Origin of the sequence: Sphingomonas paeninsulae (genome assembly GCF_003660165.1) — a bacterium.
Taxonomy (GTDB): domain Bacteria; phylum Pseudomonadota; class Alphaproteobacteria; order Sphingomonadales; family Sphingomonadaceae; genus Sphingomonas_O; species Sphingomonas_O paeninsulae.
Genome location: NZ_CP032827.1, coordinates 124,981 through 147,981 on the forward strand (window position 1 = coordinate 124,981; position 23,001 = coordinate 147,981).

The window sequence follows — 23,001 nt, forward strand, 5'->3', positions numbered from 1 at the left end:
TAAAAAACCTGATTACGGCGAAATCGGGCAGGAACAGGAGAAGCAGCCTTGAACTTTATCATCGTCCTGCGTCTGTCATGGACTTTTCGGCGGCACGGTGTCGTGAACGGGGATCGCCGCCCGAGCGATCTCCAGCGCCTTGCGAGCTTCGCCTGCAGATGGCGTTTTAGGATCCAGTGAAAGCGCCCGTTCCAGCAAGGCGATGGCACGGGCATTATCGGGATCGCGGCCATTTCCCGTCTGAAACGCCCGACCCAGCGAGAAGCAACTCTCGGGCTCACCAAGAGTGCATGCCTTGTCGAACAGGTTCAGCGCGCGCTGGCGATCCTTTGCCACCCCTTGACCGTCATTCACCATCAAGCCAAGATTCCCGCATGCCGCTGCTTCGTTCGCTTCGCAGGACTGTTCGAAGAGTGCGATGGCGCGCTTGTAGTCGCGTGCAACCCCGAGCCGATCCCGGAGTAGGACGCCAAGGTTGTAGCAGGAATGCAAATCGCCGCCTGCGCAGGCCTTCTGAAACAGGGACGCCGCGCGGCGATTGTCACGCGCTACGCCCCTGCCCAGAGAATAGGACGCGCCTAAATTTGCGCAACCGTCACTTTCTCCCATGTCACAGGCTTGCTTGAACAATGCAGTAGCGCGGATTGTATCCACAGCGACGCCGCGTCCGCTATTATAGGCAAGCCCAAGATTGGAACAGGCAACACTTTCGCCATTATTGCAGGCATAGGCGTAGAACGGCGCCGCCCGATCAGGCGCTTTGTTCAAACCTCGCCCTTCGGAATAAGCAAATCCGGTCATCGTACAGCCGCGCATGCTGCCAAAATGACATGCTTCCCAAAAGATCCGGGCCGCTTTGCCGTCGTCCTTTGTGACGCCATCACCCTCCAGATATTGGTATCCAAGTGCAGTGCACGCATCGGCATCGTCCACTTTACAAGGTGACACTGGCGTATCGGCGATCCCCTGTGCCGACGTGCTCGGTTGTGCCAGATCATGTGGTGGGTCGGACGGTTTCTCCTGCGCCTGAGCGGGATAGCCAAGCGAAAGGCAAAATATCAAAGAAAATTGGAACATCCACGACTCAGCACTATTTGGCGCCAATGCTTTGTACGTCGGAAACTTTTGACCAAAGAACATGCCACAGCCTAGGTTTCTGCCGGCGATTGACAAGACCATGTAGCCGTTAACCGCCCCGAGCGGCTCGCTCGTAGTCGATTCGTGCGACCAGCCAACGGTAATCGACCTTCTGGCGGCGTTGCCGGACAACGTCACGCTGACGGCCACGGTCAAGAACAAGCAGATTTATGCGATAGATCTCATCGGCAACCGTGCTGCAGCACAGGCGTTTAATGAATGCACAGCGTTCATCACCGCGCAAAAACGGCCGGGAATGAGGAACGGCCCAAAATTGGATATGGAAAACGGGCCCCCTCCCCCCGTCCGTGCATCACCAGAAAATAGCTCTTCCGACGAACCGATCCTGACCTTGCCGGATGCCGCTCAGCACATTCCATCGCTGCCTCTGTCACGCCAATAGCGTCAGGTCACGGTTCTTTCAGGCCAATATGGCAGTGCGCATGGTCGGATGATCACGGGTTTGGATGAACGTTAGAACCGAGAGCCAAACCACCTAGCCCGTTCCGCTGTTTCAACTCGTCGGATGAGGTCATCCGCCTGACTGTTTTGATTTCCGTGCGATATCCGCCGCCGCCGAGGAACGTCGAAGACCTTCTGTTCGAACGCGGCAACCCTTTACACATCCGTGACTTAAGAGACCGGCCCCACAAGAATTGGTATTGCATGTTCGATAGTCTTGATATGGAGTGTGCAGAAATGTCCGCAACTATCGACGGGAAATACTATGAAAAACTTCTTCTTGCTCGTTCCAGTTTTTGCAGGTTTGACCGCGTGTGGGTCTCAGCCAACAGTTACGGCGACAAATGCGTCGGTTTCCGAAGTTGCTGCCGCCACCAAAGACGCGATTAAGCTGGAGCCCGGCAAATGGCAGACCACTGTCAAGATAGTTTCAATTGATGCACCCGGGATGCCGGCAGCCACGGCTAGCGCTATGAAGCAACAGATGTCTGCTATGGGCAGTCAGTCCGTAGAGATGTGCATAACTCCAGAAATGGCAGCAAAGCCGCCTGAAAATATGTTTGCTGGCGCTGCCAAAAACTGCACGTACGAAAAGTTCAAGATGTCCGGCGGGAAAATGGATGCAACGCTGTCGTGCAAGAACGGAACTGCCGGTCTGCCGGGCGATATGCGTTCAGAGATGTCGGGCACGTTTAGCACCACAAGTTATGCTGTGACCAGCGATACGCAAATGAGCATGCCGCCTATGCCAGGCGCGGCGCCTGGAGCCAAGATGAACACCAAGACTGAAGTAACCGGCAAGCGTTTAGGCGTCTGCGACAAACCAAAGGGCGTTTAATACCAAAGCCACGGTAAGTGCGGGCGATAGCACCTGTATTTAGATGGATGAGGGCTTGCTTTATCTTGCCGTGGTAAACGACCGATTCAACCAGCATATACTCGGCTTTGCGATGTGGCCGATGATGACATGGACGCTGATCATGGATGCGGCACGCCTAGCCTTGTCTGGGCGCCACCACGCACCGGGACTGACTCCATTCGGATTGTGGTAGCCAATATGCTGGCAACGATTAAAGTAAGCTCAGCGTGGTGTTCAAGATGATTAGCTCGATGGCCCGCAGGGTCAATTGGTGGGTCGACGCCGTGACCGTTAAGCTCTTCTGCTCGCTGATGGTCAATTGCCGTAACTAAATTCGCTTCGACACAGGTTGCCCGGGCGAACGGCCTGTAAGTCGCCAGCAACAGGAGATGATAATTTTTATAAATGCTGCCTTTCGCAACGCTGCCATCGTGTCGGCTATTCTGTTCTTCCCTTCAAAGGCGCCGGCCCGTTTATCCGAATGGTGGTTTGTGGCGCAGGGGGCGGACAGGGTTTTGTTTGTCGACGCGGAGTCGATCGAACGGGACGGCGATGTCGCGTCATACTGGGTCAGTCAGGTCCTGAGGGAACCGGGCAATCCCGCAGCGCTGATCCGCGCCTTTATGCGCACCGATTGCATAAAGCGGCAGCAGACGTGGTCGGTGGTTACGCGCTACGATGCGAAGGATCATCGGCTCGATCCGTCGTCAGCCAGCTACGCCGAGCCGCAGCAGATTGTGGCGGGGACACTGGGCGAAGCCGAACTGGATTTCGTCTGCGCCGCTAACCGTGCCGATACGGCGGGGTTTCCGCTCAAGATCGACGAGGTGGCCTTTGCCGATGCCCTGATCGCTGACACGGCCGGTGTGGTGCAGCCAGCCGAATTGCATGATCGCCTGCGCGAGAATCCGGCGACAGCTGTGATCCGATCTACGGCAGCGCAACCGGCCACGTTCGGGACGGAACAACATGTCACTGCCGGACAGCCAATCGTGCCCCGCGGGATTATGCCAAAGGAGTCGGCCTGCCCATTGCCAAGGATTATAACGCCGATGAAACCGGCAGGATTTACGATATCGCCTACATCGGCATTCAAAACGGAGAGATAACTTTCGAACTTCGCGGCTACAATATTACGGATCTGGCGCATGCGGGCAGTGGCCAGATGATGCGCTTTTCGGCGACACAGAAAGTCATCGTCATCAGTGATCTCGAAATTCGGGTTATCGCCGCGCGCGCCGACGGCCTGCGCTACCGGGTGGCTCGCATAAAAAGCAACAATGGCGGACTACCCGATTGCACGGCGGGCGATTGCGATACTGTAATGAGCGGTGCACCGACACCATGATCGCGCTCATCATTGCAATGCAGGTTGCGGTGCTCCCTGCCGCGCAATCTGTCCCCGTTGAGGGATTCCGCTCTGAACTCCGGCAACGTTGCAACGACGGCGATGCGGATTCCTGCGGCCATCTTGCCCGCTCTTATGCAACAGGCGACGGTATTACGAAGGATCCGGTCCGCGCAGCCGAACTTTACGCCAAAGCGTGCGATGGCTTAGACGCCGGAAGCTGCATCTGGCTTGGTCTGGCTCATGACAAGGGGGATGGCGTGCCACGCAACGCGGAGCGGGCATCGGCGTTTTTCGAAAAGGCCTGCGATCTGGGTAGTGCCGCTGGCTGTTCCAACATCGGCCTGTCCTATGCACTGGGCAAGGGCGTGAAGCGGGACGAAAAGCGCGGCGCTGCCTATTTTAAGCGCGCGTGCGATGCCGATCATGCCGGCGGCTGTTCCAATCTCGGCGCCGCTTATGTGAAGGGTGTGGGAGTTAACCGGGACAGGAAACGCGCCGTTCCGCTATTCGAGCGGGCATGTGGCGGCGGCGATGCCAATGGCTGCTTCAATTTGGGCGTGATGTATGCCGATGCGCTGGCGGTGCCGCGCGATCGCGAGCGCGCGGTTCAGCTCTACACCAGGGCATGCGACGATGGAGAGGGCGCTGCCTGCGGCAATCTCGGGCTGTTCCATGCCAAGGGCTGGACCGTTCCGCGCGATGCAGCCGAGGCCGCTGCGCTGTACCGACGTGGCTGCGACCTGTCGCAGGCAGAAAGCTGCACGAACCTGGGCAAGGCCTATCGCCGTGGCGAGGGTGTGCCGAAGGACGAGGTGCGGGGCGTCGCGTTGATACAGCAGGCGCTGAAGATCGATCCCGGCTTCAGGCCGGCACAACGGGCGCTACCTTTCAGCGCGCGCCAAAATCCAGCTTTGGGCAGCTCAGCAATCGTTGATCTCGTGACTGACAAGGCAAATTGAGCCAAATATCGCAGAAATTATCATTGCCATATGCTGCGCACGATATCTGGCCATTCACTTTCAGACCGATGAGCGGCGCTATTATCCCGCAGTTTAACATATCCTCTACCGTCTCATCGCTACGGACGTGGCAAGGGAATGCTGGTGAAACGGTGGACAGCGTGATCAGTCCGTCGCTAGGATGGTGCGCACTACAATATGCTGGGAGATGCCTGATGACATGGAAGATGGCGGCAATGGCTGCAGTTCTTTTCGCCCCTGCCGGGGTTTCGCTTGCGCAAGGTCGAGCGTCTGGCCTGTCTGCGAAATACACTGCCTGTCAGGCGCGCGCGGGAGGAAACACTGTCCAGATGGGCATCTGCGCGCAAACCGAAATGGCCTCGCAGGATGCGCGCCTCAACAAGTCTTATCAGCAAGTGATGCGCCAGCTGGCGGCTACGCCGGCGCGACGCATAGCTTTGCGTGACGAGCAGCGATCTTGGCTGAAGGCGCGAGACTATGATTGCAAGGTCGATCAGGAAACGATCAACAGTAGCTGTATCGTCGCGAAGACTGCCTTACGCGCCGACGAGCTGGAGAGCAAAATCCGATTTTAGTCGATTGCCGGTCAACGTATGGCATTGACGAAGCATCATTCGTTTCACGTTTAAACTGCCAACAATACTTTTGGTGGTCAGCAACCGGCGTCACCGTCGCGCACCTGAGACAGCTAAGCGGGCACCTGATATCTAATAATGACCGGATCTAGATCTTGCCCTGTTGGACCCCGGACTTTTTATCGTATTTTTCCTGGCAATCACATGGAGAAAGCCTTTGCGTATCGTCCTGAATATGGTTGCGATAGCCGTGGTCACCGCAATCTCTGGAGCTGGCGTTGCTGCGAGCCCGCGTTTCGGATTGGAGTATCGGGTCGAGCGCAAGGATGCTGGAACCCTGAGCCTAGCAACTTGTCTCGCTACCGCCAGGAAGGCGTCAGCCGATCTGGGATATGTCGCGATGACCGCCAAAAGTTATCCGGGGCAATTGACAGTTTTCGCGTCGGGACCAGCAAATGGTGGTGGATCACTCACGGTCTATTGCATTGCAGTGGATAAAAAGACGGCTTTTGTCGTGCAGGCCCTGGATTACAACCGTGCTCAAAGCGCTGCGGCGAAGCGTACAGCAGGCTATGTCCATCAGGCTCTGCTGCGGGCGCGATGATGCTACACATCCCCAAGCGCCGACAGATTATTGGTGACTAGGGGCTCAATCCGTTAAACTTCCTCACTTCGATCTCCGTGAGCGGATCAAGCAAGACATGGCCTGGATGATCGATACGCGCCACCCCAGCTTTCGCCGCGGCTTCGCTGGCAATCTTTGAAGTTGAAGCCCATCTGCCTCTTCTGGTTGGTGTGACCCACCGATAGCGTGTTGTCATCTATGTGGCTGCCCTACCATTCGTTCACGCTCGGCCTCCGACGCCTAGTTCCCCACTGCCTTCAGACACATCTACGAAGCTTGCCTCGATTTAGCGATAAGCACGATAAGCTGCCTTCGCAGGCTCCCCACGAGATGCCCATGAACATTATCAAAATTCTCGGCAATGAGCTGTTCGCGCAGATCTTCAATGGACGAAAAACTACCGCTCTTTGCCAGCTCGAAAGCGCGTTCCACCGGATGGCGGGTCATTCAACCTTCCCTTTAATCGCTACGCTCAGAGTGAGACATCGCCCGACGTCAGGCGGAATACAAAATCACCATGATAACGAGCCGGGTTGACGTCAACAGGTTGAAATTCGTGAAATAAAAACGGCGCCAGAGCAAAGGGCGCAAACCCACTCTGACGCCGTACTCAGGAGGGCCCTGAATACCGACCCAATAACCGGTGCGGTGATCTTGAGCCAGACAAAATTACACGGTTTATTCTGACACTCCTTCGACGGATTGTGATTTTTGGTGACTGCAATGCTGTTGTCCCTTCAAACTCAATCGATAGACGCCGCTGCTGCGCGGGACGCAGAAGGGAACAGATCACTGGTATTTTTGTGCAGGAATACTGAAATTGCAGCTTCCGCAGCAAAGCCGATGAGACCGCCGACAAGGACATCGCTCAGAAAATGCGTACCCCGCGGGAGCTGAACCGCGGCTGCGGATACAGCTGCCCCATAAGCAACGGGCGCACGCTCGGGGTATTCGCGCGCTATAGCGCGAGCGACCGCAATTGCTCCAGCAGTATGTCCGGACGGAAAGCTGTTTTCCCGCTTTGCGGTGCTGGAACCTTTTTCAGCGTGATACGACCCCCCATTAAGCATGACAAAGGGGCGGGTGCGGTCGATGCGGTGCTTGACGAAAGATTTCGCAGCAGTTGCGAGCCAGTGACTTGCCAGTATCCGCATCCCGGTGCGAGCGAGACGATCGTTGCCTGCTGCCAGACCTAAGATGGTGGTGGTGGCGCCAAGCGCTATCAATGGAGGCTGATCGGCCAGATCACTGATTTTCCCGACGGCCTTCATAAAGGAGGTGTCGCGCTTGCCTCCGGTCTCATGGGCAACTTTTCGATCAGTTTGCTCGACTTTGGCTGTCTGTTTTTTCGCAACCCGCTTCACGTTCGGCATCTGAACCTCCTTGCTTATGAGCCAAGCGCCCGAGATCGAAAAAAGCTGCGTCATACGTGATCGTCGTTGGCGATTTAAGCTGAGGGTTTCCCTTCAGAACGGGTCAGACGGAACAAAGTTTAAAGTCAGGTTCCTACCGTTTGCTGGAAGGACGATCACTACTATCGTGGCTTTGATGGAACCGTTATCGGTTTGACAGATTTAGAGAGGGTCGTTCGAGACAGCGACACATTCAACTCCAAAGTGATTGACGCACTGCCCCGGGTCTAAGCTCCCGGGGCCTTTGCTGCTGCAATGATGCCACGCAGCTGGCGGGCCAGCCCAGGTCCGGCCATGTGCCGGGTGACGTTTTCATAGCCTTCGTCGGTCAGGGTGGCCCGGATTTCGTCGACGTTCATACACTGGCCCTGCCGTGCCAGCTGGAACGCTCTCTGGATGATGTGCGTGGGTTCAGGCAGTTTAACATCCTTAGGCAATCAGCTCGTACAGACTTCGCATACCAAAAGTGCGCAATTGGCATGGAAACTGAGCTATTTGAATATCGCGCGGCCTGGTCCTGAACAAGGCTCCCAGGCGAAACATTTAGTCATTTTCCGGAACCGGACGGATAACGGGCGGTTGGGGAAGGGTGACCGCTAAATATGGTCGTTAAACAATCTTTTCGCTCTCATTGCTCTTATGTGATCGGAAAACCGTGCTGGAGCGTACGAAAATATTGATTGTCGAAGACGAAGCCGTGATCGCGATGCACCTGTCGATGATCATCGAGGATTGCGGCGGAGAGGTCATCGGTCCGGCACACAGCGTGGCGGAGGCGCTGGAATTGATAGCTGCCGGTGCAGAAATCGATGGGGCTGTACTCGATGGCAACCTGGGTGACGCAGACATAACGCCGGTCGCTCTGGAGCTGGTAGCCAAAGATATTTCTGTCGTGATTTACTCGGGCGTCGGTATTCCGTCCGATCTGGCATCCCTCCACCCTGATCTGCCTGTTGTCCTGAAGCCTCAGGCTGCATCAAAGGCAATAAGTCTGCTTGTTGCCAGCATCGAAGATAAGCAAATTTGCAGTCTCCGTGTGCCCTGACCAGATAATTGCCACTCGAAGTCATAAGCACAGTTTGGCAACGGGGGCGCAAAGTAAATCGGATTAGATGTTCGATAACGGACTGATTCTGTGTTAGGGTGTCATCATCGCGTAAAACCTGCAGTCTGGCATTTTCGCGACTGAGAGATACGGCTCGGCTCTCGCTCCTCCGATATTTAAGGTAGAGCGAATTGTCAGTTTTCCAGTCCTCGACGCACAATATCCTGCTTCAGACCATGTCGGCAGAGGATTACGCGCATCTCGAACCGCATCTGATCCGCATACCGCTGCCAGTAAGGCTTCAGTTGCATGTAGCAGCTGACACCATCGAATATGTCTATTTTCCTGAAGACGGGGTGGTTTCGATCGTTTCGGTAACTCTCGAAGGTACGTCCTGTGAAGTCGGCCTGTTTGGGCGGGAGGGCATGTCTGAAACAGCGACTGTCCTAGGAACCGATCGATCTCCGCATGAAGCCTATGTGCAGGTTGCCGGAGCATCCGGATTGCGACTGCCGGTTGATGTGCTGAACGAGGCGATGGACCAGAGCGCTACGCTGCGAACACACCTGCTGCATTATGTGCAGGCAATGATGATCCAGCTGTCGAGTTCGATTGCGGCAGCTGGTCAGACGATCGAAAAGCGCCTCGCCAGATGGTTGCTGATGTGCGGCGATCGGATCGACGGCGATGAGATCGGCCTGACGCACGACTTTATAGCAATGATGCTCAACGTACGACGTCCGGGCGTAAGTGTAGCCCTCGATCAGCTCGAGAACCAGCATCTCATAAGGAAACGTCGCGGTACCATTGTGATTGTGGACCAAGCTGGACTGAAGCATTTGGCTGGCGGCAGCTACGGTCTTGCCGAGCGGGAATACCATCGGCTGCTGGGTCAGCCACTAAAAAAGACAGTAATAAAATACGAAGCTGACGACGGACCGCGTGACGAACGCTGACGTTGGGATCGGAGCTGGTTTTTTCCGGCGATGGTGGCACGACCGAACCCAATGACGCCACCCGGTGCTATGGCACAGAAGCGAATTTGTTCTGGCGACCGACGAACTGGCAGGCGCTGGATGGATCCGTCGGCCTCACCAATGCCCGGTTTCGCAACGTCGAGGCCACGCAGAATCGTATTCCGAACTCCACCAGCAATGTTATTTCCGGCGGCGCTGCATTCGAGTTCGGCAACGGCCTGAGTGGCTCGCTACGCTTGCGCCATTTCGGTTCGGCACCGCTGATCGAGGATAACAGCGCGCGATCGCACCCGACGACACGCGTCAATCTCGGAGGTTATTACAAATTGGGACGCGCAAAGCTTGGGATAGACATCCTGAATTTATTCAGCGCCCAAAACGCACACATCACCTATTTTTACACGTAGCGTTTGCAGGGCGAAACGTCTCACGGCGTGGATGATTATCACCTTCTTCCCGTTGAACCACGACAAGTACGGGTATCGGTGGGCTACTCATTTTAGTTATGGAATCACGCAACGCGAAGTTTAGCTAACATGGCAAGAACGGCGGGTGCGAGCTACTGGCCTGCGTTCGCGCGGAGCGAGAGGTTACAACGCTCCGTCGCTATGGGGAGCTAAAAGCGGCCTGGGAAATGCCACCGCGGCGGAATTACGCTGGCTCAGATTCGCAAATGTGCCCGCCAGGCGTCATTCCAATCGTCATGGTGCTGGGGCAAGCGGGTGACGAGCGCGCGACCATTGGCGGTCAGATGATCGCGCGCTTTTTCCAGCAAGCGCTCTGCGGCTCGCCCTCGGTCGCCGTAAACAATAACCCGACGCACCCTTTCAGGAATGGCCACAAAGGCGAGCCGTTCGACGCCGCCGAGCGCCCATGTGGGCGTGCCGAACCACTCCATCGCCGATTGCGCATCCTCGATCCCCTCGGCCAGACCAAGTTCGTCGGTCGCTGGTGCAAGCCTTATGGCCGCAGTGCCGAGCAAGCCCAGAGCAAGTTTGGGTTTGGGGATGGGCTTGTGCAGCACATTGTCGGGATCGAGGAACGTGCGCTGGACGGCGACGAGGCCAAGGTCGTTTTCGACCGCGGCTATCATCGCGGGCATGGTTCGCTTTTCGGCACCGGAGCCCAAAATGGTCGTGGCGTTGAAGCGAAGCGACCTGGAAAATGGCGCGGACAAGCCGCGGGCGACGAGATAGTCCTCGGCGAGGGTGCCCGCGATCGGGCTGCTCGCCTGCCAAAGGCGGAGCGCCAGCGCGCCCATGTCGCGCTTGGGTTTGTCTGCCGGCATCGCCACAGCGGTCCGATCATGAAGCTTTTGACGCTGGAGTGCCTTCATCACCTCGACAGGCGTGCAACCGGCAAAGCAGTGAAAGAGAATTGCGGTGTCGCCAAGCCGGACCGAGAGACTCGGCGTGCCGTCGTCGTGAGCGGGGCAGCGGCATTCACCGCGGGTGCCGCGCCATACACCGCCGAGCTGTTCGACGATGGTCTGGGCGCGGATTTCAGCGTCGATCGGAAGTCGCGCCATCATGATCCTCCTTTGAGACTGATAAATTTCGGTCATGCTGGTCTCCGGAACATCTACGGACAGCCCAACAGCATCCTCCACTCTGTTGCGATGACGGTACGAGAAAGCAGCTACGCGGGGTGCCGGCGGGCACTTTTCGCCACCTGAGCCTGCTTCTCATGGTGGATTGGCGGCTATGTGGCGGGGCTTTGCTATCTTACTCAAAAGCACGAATTACCCCCCTGCCCGCGCTTTGAACGCCGGAATGGCGCTAACTGTATCGGCCAGTGAAAAGATCGCCCAGAGCGCGGCGGCGAAAGGCATTCCACCACCGGCGCCGACGATGCTCGGGCGCATCGTGAATCATGTGGCAACGCTGACAGAGCGCGGCGAGATTGCGCCACCGCGGCCCGCTGAAGGTCGGGTCGTGATTGAGATGCGCGGTCGCAAGGTAGACAGGCCTGCGCGTCATGCGGATCGCCTCGAGCGAAACCAAGGCCGGTGCGCGACGAAGCAGCCGGCCGCGGCCATCGCGCCAGGCAGCGATGTCTGTATCCCACCAGACTCCATCGGCTCCGGCAAGCTGCGCGACATAGCGTCCGTGCGGGCGCTGGCAGTGCTCGCAGCGACCCCCTGCCCGCGTGAAGCGAATAATCCGGCTGATCTCCGGCCAATCGATCGGATAGAGCCAGCGATGTTCCGGACGGATCGGCATTGCTGGATTCTGAGTCATTCGCCGCCGGAACGAAAGGAGAAAATGCGCAAGGCTTCAATCTTGCGCTGCATCGCAGGCGAAAGCTGGCAGGCAACCCGACCATCGCTTCGCGATGGTACACGAAGCGTGGATCGTTACCCCAACGGACACAGACCGCGAGCGTGCTCGATCGAAGCGAAGCTGCGACAGAGGCGTATCGCAGGCCGCTTCCCGACCTCATCGGCTATCTTCGCCCTCGGCCTTGGCAAGGACAGAGAAGGTGTCGGCAATCAACTCGGTCCGATACGAAACGTCATTGGCCTCACCGTGACTGCTCTCGCGCACGCGACCGGTGATATGCACCAGATCGCCCTTGCCGGCAGCCTCGACCTGTTGCGCGACATTCGAGAAGCAAACGACACTGTTCCAGTAGGTATCGGTTTTCCAGTCGTCGCCGTCGCGACGATTATAATTGGCCGCCACGCTGACATAGGTCACGCGATCGCGTGGCGTCATTTTGCCGATCCGGCCGATGATGCGAAATTCGGATATGTTCTGCGGCATCGTTTCCTCCTTGGGTAAGCGTTGGGATGAAGCGTCGGCTCGCGTTCAGCGCAGCTCGTCGTGCTCCCCGGCGTCGTGCCGGAAGTGGTATTTCGCGAAATTTTCGGGTGTCGCGTAGACCGAGTAGGCTTGCGTCCAATCGTGACTGATGGCCCGTTGCGCTGTTTGGAGCGGCACCCGGTGCTCGCAGACCAGACGCCAAAGAACATAAGCCAGGATGTTCTTGTCGTTCGCATTCGCTGGGCCCCGCCGCGGCTGAAGCCAGAGATCGCGCTCGTTCAGGCGCGCGCCCCCGATCGAAATCGGAATCAAATGATCGAGTTCGTAGTCCGCCAGCGGCTTGCCGGGATGCTGCGACCGCATCAGGCGCCGCTTGATCTCCTCGGTGATCGCGTAGGCAGGCCGCACCGATCGGGAATAGCCAGGTCGGCAGATTGTCTCTTCGATGTTTGCTTGCGAGACCATGGGGTCCACTGCTCCCGACGTTTCGCGTGGCGGCAGGATCGCACCGCGCCGTGATGACAGAATGGGGTTGTGCAGCGCTGCTGAAAGACCGGCGATCGCATCGCAGACCAAACCCGCGCCAGTCGCGGCGCATGTCGATGGCGTGCCCAAAGGGACGGTATGACTTGCATCGGTCGGCCGACGCCCAAAGGTCACCACGGCCACGATAACAATGCCGCCAAGGAGCGCGTGGAGATTCATCGGCAACCCTCTCATCCAAATATGGCATTGCTCGTCAAAACTCTAAATAGAACCAATATCACCGGAGGTTAATCCGAGAGATAAATCTGGTAATTATTATTTTTATAGTCTGTCTCATAACTATAGCGACTGCAATAGCTTAAGTCTTTCACTCCAAATCCGCTACCAACTCATTCCATAATGCGTGTTGTTGACACGGTTTCGCTTCGTTAAATCCTTATTGATGATGCTTTAAGGTGGTTTGGCGTGTGTAGATTTAACAATGGAGCATCACAATGCTTCCGGCGGCAATAGTAGCAAAGGCGATCCAAGTCTGTGCCGCAGGGCTCGGCACGGCTGGTTTGCCAGCCCCGAAGCCGTATGCGGTCACCGTTCACGCAGGCGCGATCCTCGACCGGCAGCCGAGCAATGAGGTCGATGCAGAAGCAACAGTCCAAAACCTCCTCGCGCTCGGCGCGGATTTCGAAGCAGGTCCGCTTGGCATTAACGGTCGGGATTTCTCTCCATTCGGGGTAACGCCTGCCTCGGTGTTCGACGCCTGCGCGCTCGCGCATATCGATGAGAACTTGCCCGCATCAGCGTTCCGGCCGACTTCGGTCGCACGCATCGCCAGCCTGCTGCACCAAGCTTTTGGGGCACGCATCACCGACGCCGTGCGGCCGATAAACGCGAATTACGGCGCGCGGTATAGCTGGCACAAAGTCGGTCAGGCGATCGACTTCGTGCCCGCCGGCGGTGTCAACGCCATCTCGCGGGCGCAAATCCGGACCCTGATGGACAAGAGTGGCATCCGGCTCATCGAGCTGCTCGGGCCAGGAGATCGTGGCCACGCAAACCATTGGCATATCGCTTTTGCCCTGCCTGGACAGGCCACCGACCGCATCCGGCCCGTGGAGAGCGATGAAGTCTGGCTGGTCGACGTCGGCAGCGTCGCCGTCGCGCAGCCGCGTGAAACCGACGCGCTGTCCGCGCCATCGTCGCCTGCAGGTCCCGCTGCGAAGGCTCCCCAGCAATGGGACGTGTTCGCGGCTGCAGATTGGCGCGCGGCTCATGGAGGTGGCTCATGACTGGACGACTATTGAACAGGGTGGGCGGCGCGATGAGCGGGCTCGCCTGTGCCGCCCTTGGACTAATCGCGGTTTCGGTGCCGCAACCAGCGGACGCGTCGGATTGGGGCTGCCAGGTCGTTTTATGCCTCGCCACGCCGGGATCGCCGACCAAATACGCCGAATGTGTCCCGCCAATCATGAAACTGTGGAACGCTCTCGCTACGTTAGGCTCCTATCCGACCTGCACCGGTGTCGGGATCAGCACGAAAAAGGCGAAGCACGGCTATAACCTGACGGTGACGCGGTCGGATGGAAGTCTGGCCCGGTACGCGCTCGACACCCGCTATCAGACCGTGACGCAGCAGTGATCTATGACATCCCCGCGATCGTGTCGCTGGCGCAGCGATGCGCGCCAGACGTAGCGACCGAAGCGGTCGTGCCGCTCGTTGTGACGGAGAGCGGCGGGGACTCATTGCAGATCAACGTCAACAAGGGTCCGCGTGTTCGTGCGAGGTCCTCTGCGGGAGGGGCTGCCATCGTCCGGCGCTACATGATGGCGGGTTACACCGTCGACGTCGGTTTAGCGCAGATCAACTCTGCGAATTTGTCGGGATCGGGGGTAACGATTGAACAGGCGTTCGAGCCGTGCACCAACCTCGCGCTCGCCGGCGCAATGATCCGGCAGGGCTATGCACGCGCGAGCCGTCATTATACCGGCCTCGATGCGATCTCCGCAACCTACTCGCTCTACAACACCGGCACGCTGACCCGAGGTTTTCGCAACGGATATGTCGACCGTGTGTGGTCGGTGGCCAGCAGAATGGGCTCGATTCAGTCGCCCCCGCCCCTCCCCCACGCTCTGCTGCCGTCTGACGAAGCCTTGGCCCCGGCGGTGAAGCCCGTCAGCGATCGTGATGGCTGGGTCGTCGGGCCAGTCGCCTCCGATCAGATCGAGGTTTTCAAGTGAGCGTCGACAACACCATCGTCCGGAGCGGTCGCGAAGATGATCTCCCGGCGGAGCGGCCCTCGTTCGATCTGCCACCCGAAATCGTCGCAAGATACGAAATCCGCGAGGTACAATCCTTGGATGGTGGGGAGCGGCGGGTCGGGTTGTTCCTTCCTCCCAATCGGGAGAATCCCGCGATCGAGATTGCCGGCGACCGGATCACGGCTCGCAACGAGGATCCCGAGACGGTCGCGAGTCTGGTGAAAATTGCGCAGCACAATGGCTGGGATCGGATCGACGTCGAGGGCTCCGCCGAGTTTCGCAAAGCGATGTGGTCGGCTGCGTCGCGCGAGGGGATCGCTGTCAGCGGGTACGAACCGGCCTTCTCAGAGCGCGAGGCAATGGACGAGGGGCACCGTGATGCGTCGGCGCGCCAGGAGCTTCAAGCCGCAGAGCGGTCAGCGCGGGAGCAGCAGCCAGAGGCTGAGCAGGAGTCCGCGCCAGATCACCAGTCGGCAAAGACAGTGGGACTTCATCGCGAACGCGAAGAGCTGGCGGAGCTTTTCCTCCACGGTGGCACGGAAAAGCTGGCGCACGATCCACGCCTTGCTGGTGCCGTGCAGGCGCAGGCGGCGATGGAGCAGCACATCGGCGAGGTCTTCGATGGCGATCCCAGCCATATGGCATCGGCGAAGCTCGAAAGCCGGCAAATGATCTCGGACGTGCTCAGGCGCGGCCTTGATGTCTCGGTCCGTGAGCCAACGGCAGTTCGGCAAATCGAACCGATTCAAACTCGTCCCGACCTGGAAAGGTAAAGCCAGACATGAAGATCCCTATGAAGTTTAAACCGAAGATCGGCCGGATCATGTCAGATCGCCGCACTCGTGAGTTCGTCAGCATTACCGGAGCGCTCGCTCTCATCGCGATCGCGCAGCCGGCCTTCGCCGATGGTACGGCGATCGAGTCCGGTCTCACAACCATCAAGACGTGGATGGTCACGGTCGCATCGGTCGTCGGCGTCATCGCCATTATGGCGGTCGGCTATGCCAAGCTGACCGGCCGAATGGACTGGGGCAAGGCCGTGACGGTGCTGATCGGCATCGGCATCATCTTCTCGGCCACGACCATTGTCGGATGGATGGGCGGTTCTGGTGGCTGACGTCGAAAAGCTGGCCGAGGATAAGGTGTTCCTCGCCATGACCAGGCCATCGGTGTTCATGGGATTGCCGCTTGAGGCGATCCTGCCGATCATCATGGTCTGCATGATCTTCTGGGGGATTTTCCACAATCCATTTTACCCGCTTGCCTTATTTGGAGCCCTCTACTTCCCGGCGCGCATGATCGTTCACTACGATTACAATGCGTTTCGGCTGTGGGGCCTGTGGTTCCAGACCGTGTTTTTGTCCAAAAACCGAAAGTTCTGGGGCGGGGGGAGCTACTCGCCCGTCCGCCTCCGCAATGGTGTGAAGCGAAAGCAGTTCGGGAATGACTGATTTCAGGCTGAAGCATAAGAAGGTCGCCCTTCGTGAGGTGGATGACATCAAGTTCATCCCCTACACGCGGCATATCGACGACGAACTTGTCGCTCTCGAGAATGGCTCGTTCATGCGCATGTACCGCGTCGACGGGCGGCCGTTCGAGACCAGTGACGTCGCTGACCTGAACAGCTGGCACAGCAAACTTAACATCGCCTGGCGCGCGATCGGTGACGACCGCGTCGCCCTGTGGACGCATCTCGTGAGGACAGCGACGGACCCGGTGCTCGGCGGGGCGTTCCACTCTGAATTCGCGCGCACGCTCCAGGAACGCTACGCCGAGGGGCTCAGGGAGAAAGTTCTCTACCATAACGAGTTCTACGTAACGATCGTTGTGCGGCCATCCAACATGGCCAACGATCAGATTTCTCGCATTTTCAGCAAGGAGAAGCAGACCGGCGAGATCGACGACCGCGCGCTGGCGATCATGGCAGACAAATGCCGCGACTTTGAATCGCTGCTCGCTGACACGACGCCAGAACGCCTGTCGATCTACGAGCATGACGGCGTCCTGTTTTCGAAGCCGATGGAGGTGCTGCACTTCATCCTGACCGGCGATCGCATCCGCATCCCGCTGCTCGATGGCCGTCTCGGGCAGGCTCTTTATCAATCGCGCATGGTTTTTGGTCGCGAGGCAGCGGAGATCCGCCTGCCGCACAAGACACACTATCTCGGCATGTTCGGCGTACGCGAATATGTCGCCAGCACACGGACGGGGCAGTTCAACAGCCTGCTGAAGCTGGATTTCCCCTATGTGCTGACACAGAGTTTCGCGCCGCTCGTGAAGTCGGTCGCCAGCGAGCGCTTCACAAAAAAATACAAGCAGATGACGTCGTCGGACGATGCGGGCGTCAGTCAGGCGATGGAGCTGCTCGACGGGGTCGACGACCTCATGGCGAACCGTTTCGTCATGGGCGAGCATCATCTGTCGATCTCGGTGATTGATGAGGACCCGAAGCGTCTGCTGGACCGTTTCGCCATCGCGCGGTCCGCGGCGGCTGACACCGGCATGGTCATGGCTCGTGAAGATGTTGCGCTTGAAGCAGCGTTCTGGGCCCAGCTTCCCGGAAACTTCCGGATGCGCGCGCGGCCGGCGGTCATCAACAGCCGTAACTTTGCAGCCCTGAGCCCGTTCTACACCTTCCCGGCTGGCCGAAAGTCGGAAAATCATTGGGGCGACGCCGTCACGCTCCTCAAGACGCGCGCCGGGTCGTCCTTCTGGTTCAACTTCCACCGCGCCGACATCGGTCACACGCTCATCATCGGCCCCACGGGCGGTGGTAAGACGGTGCTTCAGAATTTCCTCCAGGCTCAGCTCGAGAAAACCGGCGCAAAACAGGTCTTCTTCGACAAGGATCGCGGTGCTGAGATCTTCGTTCGGGCATGCGGCGGAACCTATCTGACGCTCCGTAACGGCCAGCCTACTGGCTTCGCACCGCTGAAGGGGCTGTCGCCGACACCGTCGAATATCGCGTTTCTTCGCCAGTTCATCCGCGTTTTGGTCCGGCGCGAAAACCGCCCATTTTCAGTGGCTGAGGATAGGCTGATCGACGAGGGGCTGGATGCTGTCATGCGGCTGCCGGCGCCCTCGCGCTCCTTTAGTGCGCTGCGTGAGATGCTGGGCTATTCCGATGCCGAAGGCGTCGGTGCCCGCCTGGAACGCTGGTGCCTTGGAAGTCCGCTCGGATGGGCGTTCGATGGTCCCGTTGACGAGGTGTCGATGGCGGCCCGCTTCGTCGGGTTCGACATGACGCAATTCCTCGAAAACCCGGAGATCCGCACACCGACCATGCTCTACCTCTTCCACCGCGTGGACGAGCTGCTGAACGGCCAGCGGGTCGTGGTTGACATCGACGAGTTCTGGAAGGCGCTGCAGGATGATGCCTTCAGGGCGTTTGCACAGGATGGCCTGAAGACCTTCCGTAAACGCAACGCCTTCATGGTTTTCGGCACGCAGTCGCCGGCCGATGCGCTGCGGTCACCCATCGCGCACGCGATTATCGAGCAGACGGCAACCAAGATATTGTTGCCGAACTCCGATGCAAAGCGATCCGACTATTGTGACGGCCTCGGTCTGACCGATGCCGAGTATCGGCTGATCCGCGAGGATCTGACGCCCGAGAGCCGGTGTTTTCTCGTCAAGCAGGGCCATACCTCGATCGTCGCCAAGCTCGATCTCGGTGGGATGCCCAATGAGCTGAAAGTACTTTCTGGCCGCGAGGAGACCCTCACGGCCATGGAAGAGGCCATAGCCCAAATGGGCGACGATCCTGCGGCGTGGCTCCCCGCTTTCTATGCAAACGAAAGGAGAAGCTGAGATGTCGCTCAAGCGTTTCATAATGATGGCAGTTTCGCCCATCGCGCTCACCGCCTTGGCATCGCCCGCTGCCGCTCAGGGCATTCCCGTTTTCGACACATCGACCTACGTCCAGGCGCTTGCTCAGGTGCAGAATACGGTCAAGATGATCGAGCAGGGCAAGCAGCAGATTCAGACCGCGACGACCACCCTCTCCTCGCTCCAGAAGCTGACCAACGTCAACAGCCTGGCCACGAGCCTGCTCAATTCGCAGATCCGCAACATCTTGCCAAACACGACGATCGACGCGGACACACTCCTCAGCGGCGATCTGTCGAAGATCGGGTCGCTCGGCACCTTGGCCTCGAGCATTCAGTCGCGTTACAAGCTCTCAGCCACGGGATCGTCGGACGCTGATGCTGCCTACAACCAGGCGCTGGCGAACGCGACCGGCTCGGCCGCTGCAACGGCAGCACTCGGCGAAAACACCCTTAGCGCGACGCAGACGCGGATGCAGGGTCTCGATCAGCTCCGCCAAGCGCTGTCGAGCGCGAAAGACCCCAAGGACGTAATGGACCTGCAAGCCCGCATCGCCGTCGAGCAGGCCCAGCTCCAGAACGACATGCTCAAAATTCAGGCAGTTCAGATGGCCCAGGCCGGCGAAGCAAACTTGGCCGCGAGTGCAGCGCAGGTCTCTGCGGGCCGTAATGAGTCGGCCTTTTTCAAAGCCAACACGATTAGGAACTGACCATGCGTACACTGTTTGCGATGTCTGTCCTGTTGGCGACCTGTGCGTGTCAACAGAAGGTCTCGGTCCCTACGTCGCAGGACCTTATCGGCAATCGACAACTTCTCGCTGTCTGGCAGACCAAGTGTGACACCGGGGACTATAGCCAACTCGGGGCAACGGAGAAGACCGAGATGTGCTCGTCGACGCAAGACGCCACAACCTCCGTTGCGCAAATCGAGAGTGGCAAGAAGGAGTCCGATTTCTTCAAAGCCAGCACGCTGCGGAAATGACCTTCGGCTTCACTCCGAAAAGCAGTCCAGTCAAATGGTAGGGCCTGCCTGATGGTGTCGTCTCCCGATATCATGACGCTTTTCACAACCATGTACGGGTATGTGGAAACCGCGATCGCAGGCGCCGTTGCAAGCTTCGGCGCGGGCCTGGTGGCGTTCGTCGCTGCGCCGCTGGCCTTGGCCGCGACCATCTACTTCGTGTTGCTGGGTTTCGCGGTTCTGCGTGGCGCTATCCAGGCGCCGCTTCGCGAGCTGGTGTTTCAAGCTGGTAAAGTAGGGTTCGCACTGGCTGCCGCCAGCGCCGTCGGATACTCGGCGTTCGTGGTGAACATCGCCACCAACCTCCCGAGCGAGATCATCGCCGCCGGATCCGGTACGCCGGTCACAAACCCAGGCACCACGTTCGACACGTATGTTTCCGACACTGGCAAGCTCGCTCAGCGGATGGTGGATGCCAACACGAAAGTTCAGGCGCAGTCATCTCGGGGGCTCACCGACTTTCGAACGCCCCTGATCCAGTTGACGTGCTCGATCATCACCTATGCGTGCATAGCGATCCTGTACGTCTTTGCATTCCTGTCGGCATCCATCGGGTTTTGTATCGTCATCTTTGCCAAGCTGGCGGTTTCAATCTGCGTGGCTCTAGCGCCGCTGGCGCTGGCGACGTTGTTGTTCAATTCTTCGCGTTGGCTGTTCGATGGATGGCTGAAACAGACGGCCAATTACATCCTGCTGATGGTCATTATGGCGATCATGACGAAGTTCATCACTGGTCTTCAGGAGGCGGCTATGGATGGCATCCTCGGCTCGATCGGCGATGGCACAGCCTTTGTTACGGTCGAGAACACCTACCTCACGTTGAGCGCTGGCGTGATGATCGTCGCGACCATCTCGTGCTGCGCGATCTATATCGTCGGCAGTATCTTTTTTTTCCAATCGCCATCGATCGCCGCCGGCATCGCTGGCGGTGCGTCGTCGGGTGGGCACGGCTTCATGCAAACCGGCATGAACATGATGGCGAACCGCCTCATGTTCCGGCGCGCCACCCAGGCTGCCGGGCGTCAAGCTGGAGGTGCGACGCCCAGCAACGCGGTCAACCGGGCCGCATGAGCCAGGCAAAATGGCTGACCTTCGAACAATGAACCCGGGAACCGCCAGCGCGGGCACCATAGCAACGGAGACCGTATGAAAAGGCTGACTTTCGCCGCATTAGGGGCGCTCGCACTTGGCGGATGCACCGGCGCGCACATCAAGCCGCCCGCAGTTTGCGACGGGAAGCACCGGCGTCCGGCGAACCTGTACGGGTCGATCCTTCCGACCCTCCCGGTCCCGTTGCCTGCATCGCAGATGCGTGGGCAGTCGATGGAGGCGCCAGGACCGGTGCCTGGCCCGGGGCCTGGCCCGGGGCCGCTTCCGGCACCGCCCCCCGACCTTGCGCCGTCACTAACGCCAGACACGGGCGGTTTGCCGGCTCTGCCTGGACAAGGGCCGATTGACACACACGCGGCAGCGCCGCGCACGTCCCAGCGCAGTACCACGCTGCCTGACCACTCCTGTTGAAAGGGATCGACGCCATGGCTGTCGTGAAGGCCCAAGACAAAGAGAAATACTTCGGGACCGCGAGGACGTGGGAGTATGACCGGATGCGGGCCGCGATCCAGTCCAAACGGCTTGCTTGGGGTGTCGCATCCGGCGCATGCGCGCTGGCGGTGATGTCGGTCGGTGCGGTAGCAATGCTGACGCCGCTGAAGACTGTGCAGCCCTATGTCATCCGGGTAGACAAGTCCTCGGGCGAGACGCAGATTATAACAGCGCTCAAGGGTCCTCAGCCGCGGACCTACGACGATGCGGTCAACCGCTATTTTATATCGCAGTACGTGCGGCTGCGTGAAGGCTGGCTCAACGATGCGGCCCGTGAGAACGCCTATACGGTGATCCTCATGAGCGATCAGCCCGAAAGCGGGCGGTATCTTGGCAGCGTCCAGTCGAGCAACAGGAACGCCCCTTCGAATATCTACGGTGAAAAGGGCTACGTCTCGATCGCCATCCGAACGATCAGCTTTCTCAGTCCAACGGTAGCGCAGGTTCGGTACACGAAGATCATCACCTTCGGCCAGAACGCGCCGGTAGCGCAAAACTGGAACGCGATTCTGACGTTCAAATACACGACGGCACCGGAGCATGAAAAGGATCGGAACATCAATCCGCTCGGCTTCCAGGTCGTGAACTATCGTTCCGATCCGGAGGCGTGACATGACCGAACAGCCGAACATCTCGAAATTTGGCGATGGTGTTGTCGTCCCCTTTCTCCCAGCACTGCGCAGAAAGCTCGACGCCCGTCTATCGCCCGCGGCGACCGAACTCGTGGTAACAGCATGCGGCTCGAAAAGCCGTTTCTGGCGTGGTCTCGGTGACGTCTGGCACCGGCTGATAGCCTTTTCGGTTCTCGGAGCATCGGCCGTCGCGCTGGTGCCTCATCAAGCGTTTGCGTCGGAGACCCCGCGTCCGGGGTCAAAAGATCCGCACGTGCGCAACATCAGCTACGATCCCGACCAGGTCGTGACGATCGTCGGCAGCTTTCGCCACGCAATCGAAATCCAGTTCGGTCCCGGCGAGACGATTACTCAGGCTGCACTGGGTGATACCGTCTCGTGGCAGATCGCCCCGGTCGGCAACATCGTCTTCCTGAAGCCGCGAGAGCGCGCTGGCGCCACCAACCTGATCGTCGTCACCAATGCGAGCGGCTCGCCGCGCACCTACCACTTCAATCTCAGCCTCGGCACCGCGCAGACGATGTACGGCATCCGCTTCCGCTATCCACACGAAGAGCACGCGTTGGCCGCGTTGCAGGGGCAGCTTGCCCGGATGCAGACAGCCAAGGTGATCGAAACCAACATCACGACGTCGGCGCTCGACCATGCGGTGATCGAAGGCACCCGCAACATGAAGTATACCGTGCAGGGCGACGCCTCGCTGCAGCCAACCGAGATCTCCGACAACGGCGAGTTCACGGTACTGCGCTATCCCGGCCATGCCGATATTCCCTCGATCTTCGCGGTCGATATCGACGGGACCGAGACGATCGTGCCGTACGACGTCCGCGAGGATTTCGTCGTGATCCACGCCGTTTATCGGCAGCTCCGGCTCCGTCGCGGGTCGGTGGTGCTGTGCGTCTACAATGAAGCGCCGCTGCGCAACGATCGCGGTGATCGCACCGGCACGGTGTCCAATGTCGTCGAACGCAAGGTGAAGGGGCAGTAAA

Annotated in this window: 31 protein-coding genes; 23 read left to right on the forward strand and 8 right to left on the reverse strand. The window is 58.8% G+C overall.

Translation table 11 applies throughout. The features are described 5' to 3' along the window. Positions 1 to 75: 75 nt before the first annotated feature. Positions 76 to 1,077, reverse strand: coding sequence for a tetratricopeptide repeat protein (locus tag D3Y57_RS00660; protein WP_162986846.1), 1,002 nt, complete (start codon positions 1,075 to 1,077; stop codon positions 76 to 78). Between the two features lie 181 nt (positions 1,078 to 1,258). Between D3Y57_RS00660 and D3Y57_RS00665 the strand changes: the two genes are divergently transcribed. The 8 genes from D3Y57_RS00665 to D3Y57_RS00695 all read left to right on the forward strand — a co-directional run bounded on the left by D3Y57_RS00665 (position 1,259) and on the right by D3Y57_RS00695 (position 5,968). After that, entirely contained in the window at positions 1,259 to 1,540 is a 282-nt protein-coding gene (locus D3Y57_RS00665) for a hypothetical protein (protein ID WP_121150418.1), read from the forward strand. Positions 1,541 to 1,864: 324 nt separating this feature from the next. Then, positions 1,865 to 2,437: a DUF3617 domain-containing protein gene (locus D3Y57_RS00670; protein WP_121150420.1), complete on the forward strand. Its 573-nt coding sequence runs from the start codon at positions 1,865 to 1,867 to the stop codon at positions 2,435 to 2,437. A 55-nt stretch (positions 2,438 to 2,492) separates the two neighbouring features. Next, entirely contained in the window at positions 2,493 to 2,651 is a 159-nt protein-coding gene (locus tag D3Y57_RS19945; RefSeq protein ID WP_162986847.1) for a hypothetical protein, read from the forward strand. Positions 2,652 to 2,847: 196 nt separating this feature from the next. Beyond that, complete coding sequence (locus D3Y57_RS00675; protein WP_121150423.1) at positions 2,848 to 3,567, forward strand: surface-adhesin E family protein; 720 nt, start codon at positions 2,848 to 2,850, stop codon at positions 3,565 to 3,567. Positions 3,568 to 3,623: 56 nt separating this feature from the next. Continuing rightward, complete coding sequence (locus D3Y57_RS00680) at positions 3,624 to 3,806, forward strand: hypothetical protein (RefSeq protein ID WP_121150425.1); 183 nt, start codon at positions 3,624 to 3,626, stop codon at positions 3,804 to 3,806. Continuing rightward, positions 3,803 to 4,768, forward strand: coding sequence for a tetratricopeptide repeat protein (locus D3Y57_RS00685; protein ID WP_121150427.1), 966 nt, complete (start codon positions 3,803 to 3,805; stop codon positions 4,766 to 4,768). The genes D3Y57_RS00680 and D3Y57_RS00685 overlap by 4 nt, the downstream gene beginning before the upstream one ends. Positions 4,769 to 4,983: 215 nt before the next feature. Continuing rightward, positions 4,984 to 5,364, forward strand: a complete 381-nt coding sequence (locus tag D3Y57_RS00690) for a lysozyme inhibitor LprI family protein (RefSeq protein WP_162986848.1) — start codon at positions 4,984 to 4,986, stop codon at positions 5,362 to 5,364. Positions 5,365 to 5,581: 217 nt separating this feature from the next. Further along, the gene (locus tag D3Y57_RS00695) at positions 5,582 to 5,968 is read left to right on the forward strand and encodes a DUF6180 family protein (RefSeq protein WP_162986849.1); all 387 of its coding nucleotides are present in this window, start codon (positions 5,582 to 5,584) and stop codon (positions 5,966 to 5,968) included. 288 nt (positions 5,969 to 6,256) lie between these two features. Here D3Y57_RS00695 and D3Y57_RS00700 read toward each other — a convergent pair whose 3' ends face one another. The 3 genes from D3Y57_RS00700 to D3Y57_RS00710 form a co-directional block, all read right to left on the reverse strand. Then, the gene (locus D3Y57_RS00700) at positions 6,257 to 6,436 is read right to left on the reverse strand and encodes a hypothetical protein (protein ID WP_121150433.1); all 180 of its coding nucleotides are present in this window, start codon (positions 6,434 to 6,436) and stop codon (positions 6,257 to 6,259) included. Positions 6,437 to 6,732: 296 nt separating this feature from the next. Then, positions 6,733 to 7,362, reverse strand: a complete 630-nt coding sequence (locus D3Y57_RS00705; RefSeq protein ID WP_121150598.1) for a phosphatase PAP2 family protein — start codon at positions 7,360 to 7,362, stop codon at positions 6,733 to 6,735. 266 nt (positions 7,363 to 7,628) lie between these two features. After that, positions 7,629 to 7,838, reverse strand: coding sequence for a hypothetical protein (locus D3Y57_RS00710; protein ID WP_121150435.1), 210 nt, complete (start codon positions 7,836 to 7,838; stop codon positions 7,629 to 7,631). Between the two features lie 218 nt (positions 7,839 to 8,056). Between D3Y57_RS00710 and D3Y57_RS00715 the strand changes: the two genes are divergently transcribed. The 3 genes from D3Y57_RS00715 (at position 8,057) to D3Y57_RS00725 (ending at position 9,830) form a co-directional block, all read left to right on the forward strand. Beyond that, positions 8,057 to 8,446: a response regulator gene (locus D3Y57_RS00715; RefSeq protein WP_121150437.1), complete on the forward strand. Its 390-nt coding sequence runs from the start codon at positions 8,057 to 8,059 to the stop codon at positions 8,444 to 8,446. A gap of 191 nt (positions 8,447 to 8,637) precedes the next feature. Continuing rightward, the gene (locus D3Y57_RS00720; protein ID WP_239025678.1) at positions 8,638 to 9,402 is read left to right on the forward strand and encodes a Crp/Fnr family transcriptional regulator; all 765 of its coding nucleotides are present in this window, start codon (positions 8,638 to 8,640) and stop codon (positions 9,400 to 9,402) included. Positions 9,403 to 9,404: 2 nt separating this feature from the next. Beyond that, positions 9,405 to 9,830, forward strand: coding sequence for a TonB-dependent receptor (locus D3Y57_RS00725; RefSeq protein WP_121150441.1), 426 nt, complete (start codon positions 9,405 to 9,407; stop codon positions 9,828 to 9,830). 254 nt (positions 9,831 to 10,084) lie between these two features. On the opposite strand, the gene D3Y57_RS00730 is transcribed toward D3Y57_RS00725, so the two are convergent. The 4 genes from D3Y57_RS00730 to D3Y57_RS00745 form a co-directional block, all read right to left on the reverse strand. Continuing rightward, complete coding sequence (locus tag D3Y57_RS00730) at positions 10,085 to 10,954, reverse strand: DUF7146 domain-containing protein (RefSeq protein ID WP_239025679.1); 870 nt, start codon at positions 10,952 to 10,954, stop codon at positions 10,085 to 10,087. Positions 10,955 to 11,201: 247 nt separating this feature from the next. Next, complete coding sequence (locus D3Y57_RS00735) at positions 11,202 to 11,645, reverse strand: hypothetical protein (protein ID WP_121150602.1); 444 nt, start codon at positions 11,643 to 11,645, stop codon at positions 11,202 to 11,204. Between the two features lie 216 nt (positions 11,646 to 11,861). Next, complete coding sequence (locus tag D3Y57_RS00740) at positions 11,862 to 12,188, reverse strand: single-stranded DNA-binding protein (RefSeq protein ID WP_121150444.1); 327 nt, start codon at positions 12,186 to 12,188, stop codon at positions 11,862 to 11,864. Between the two features lie 45 nt (positions 12,189 to 12,233). Then, the gene (locus tag D3Y57_RS00745) at positions 12,234 to 12,893 is read right to left on the reverse strand and encodes a hypothetical protein (protein WP_239025680.1); all 660 of its coding nucleotides are present in this window, start codon (positions 12,891 to 12,893) and stop codon (positions 12,234 to 12,236) included. Positions 12,894 to 13,168: 275 nt separating this feature from the next. On the opposite strand from D3Y57_RS00745, the gene D3Y57_RS00750 reads away from it, so the two are divergent. From D3Y57_RS00750 to D3Y57_RS00805, 12 genes are all read left to right on the forward strand, one after another. Beyond that, a complete protein-coding gene (locus D3Y57_RS00750) occupies positions 13,169 to 13,960 on the forward strand; it encodes a lysozyme family protein (protein WP_121150446.1) in 792 nt (263 codons plus the stop codon). After that, positions 13,957 to 14,310 carry a hypothetical protein gene (locus D3Y57_RS00755; protein WP_121150448.1) on the forward strand — a complete coding sequence of 118 codons (354 nt, stop codon included), beginning with the start codon at positions 13,957 to 13,959 and terminating at the stop codon, positions 14,308 to 14,310. The genes D3Y57_RS00750 and D3Y57_RS00755 overlap by 4 nt, the downstream gene beginning before the upstream one ends. Then, entirely contained in the window at positions 14,307 to 14,909 is a 603-nt protein-coding gene (locus D3Y57_RS00760; protein WP_121150451.1) for a lytic transglycosylase domain-containing protein, read from the forward strand. Before D3Y57_RS00755 ends, D3Y57_RS00760 begins: the two co-directional genes overlap by 4 nt. Continuing rightward, a complete protein-coding gene (locus D3Y57_RS00765) occupies positions 14,906 to 15,703 on the forward strand; it encodes an LPD7 domain-containing protein (protein WP_121150453.1) in 798 nt (265 codons plus the stop codon). The genes D3Y57_RS00760 and D3Y57_RS00765 overlap by 4 nt, the downstream gene beginning before the upstream one ends. A 20-nt stretch (positions 15,704 to 15,723) precedes the next feature. Continuing rightward, positions 15,724 to 16,047, forward strand: a complete 324-nt coding sequence (locus D3Y57_RS00770; RefSeq protein WP_121150606.1) for a TrbC/VirB2 family protein — start codon at positions 15,724 to 15,726, stop codon at positions 16,045 to 16,047. Then, positions 16,040 to 16,381 (forward strand): VirB3 family type IV secretion system protein, encoded by a 342-nt coding sequence (locus D3Y57_RS00775; protein WP_121150455.1) that lies wholly within the window; start codon positions 16,040 to 16,042, stop codon positions 16,379 to 16,381. The genes D3Y57_RS00770 and D3Y57_RS00775 overlap by 8 nt, the downstream gene beginning before the upstream one ends. Then, positions 16,374 to 18,740, forward strand: a complete 2,367-nt coding sequence (locus D3Y57_RS00780) for a VirB4 family type IV secretion/conjugal transfer ATPase (RefSeq protein WP_121150458.1) — start codon at positions 16,374 to 16,376, stop codon at positions 18,738 to 18,740. Before D3Y57_RS00775 ends, D3Y57_RS00780 begins: the two co-directional genes overlap by 8 nt. Position 18,741: 1 nt before the next feature. Next, the gene (locus D3Y57_RS00785; protein ID WP_121150460.1) at positions 18,742 to 19,467 is read left to right on the forward strand and encodes a TrbJ/VirB5 family protein; all 726 of its coding nucleotides are present in this window, start codon (positions 18,742 to 18,744) and stop codon (positions 19,465 to 19,467) included. 2 nt (positions 19,468 to 19,469) lie between these two features. Then, positions 19,470 to 19,739 carry a hypothetical protein gene (locus D3Y57_RS00790; RefSeq protein WP_121150462.1) on the forward strand — a complete coding sequence of 90 codons (270 nt, stop codon included), beginning with the start codon at positions 19,470 to 19,472 and terminating at the stop codon, positions 19,737 to 19,739. A 72-nt stretch (positions 19,740 to 19,811) separates the two neighbouring features. Next, on the forward strand, positions 19,812 to 20,849 hold the full coding sequence (locus D3Y57_RS00795; protein WP_121150608.1) for a TrbL/VirB6 family protein: 1,038 nt from the start codon (positions 19,812 to 19,814) through the stop codon (positions 20,847 to 20,849). Positions 20,850 to 21,313: 464 nt separating this feature from the next. Continuing rightward, positions 21,314 to 21,991, forward strand: a complete 678-nt coding sequence (locus D3Y57_RS00800) for a VirB8 family type IV secretion system protein (protein ID WP_121150464.1) — start codon at positions 21,314 to 21,316, stop codon at positions 21,989 to 21,991. Position 21,992: 1 nt separating this feature from the next. Beyond that, on the forward strand, positions 21,993 to 23,000 hold the full coding sequence (locus D3Y57_RS00805; RefSeq protein WP_121150466.1) for a TrbG/VirB9 family P-type conjugative transfer protein: 1,008 nt from the start codon (positions 21,993 to 21,995) through the stop codon (positions 22,998 to 23,000). Position 23,001 lies beyond the last annotated feature (1 nt).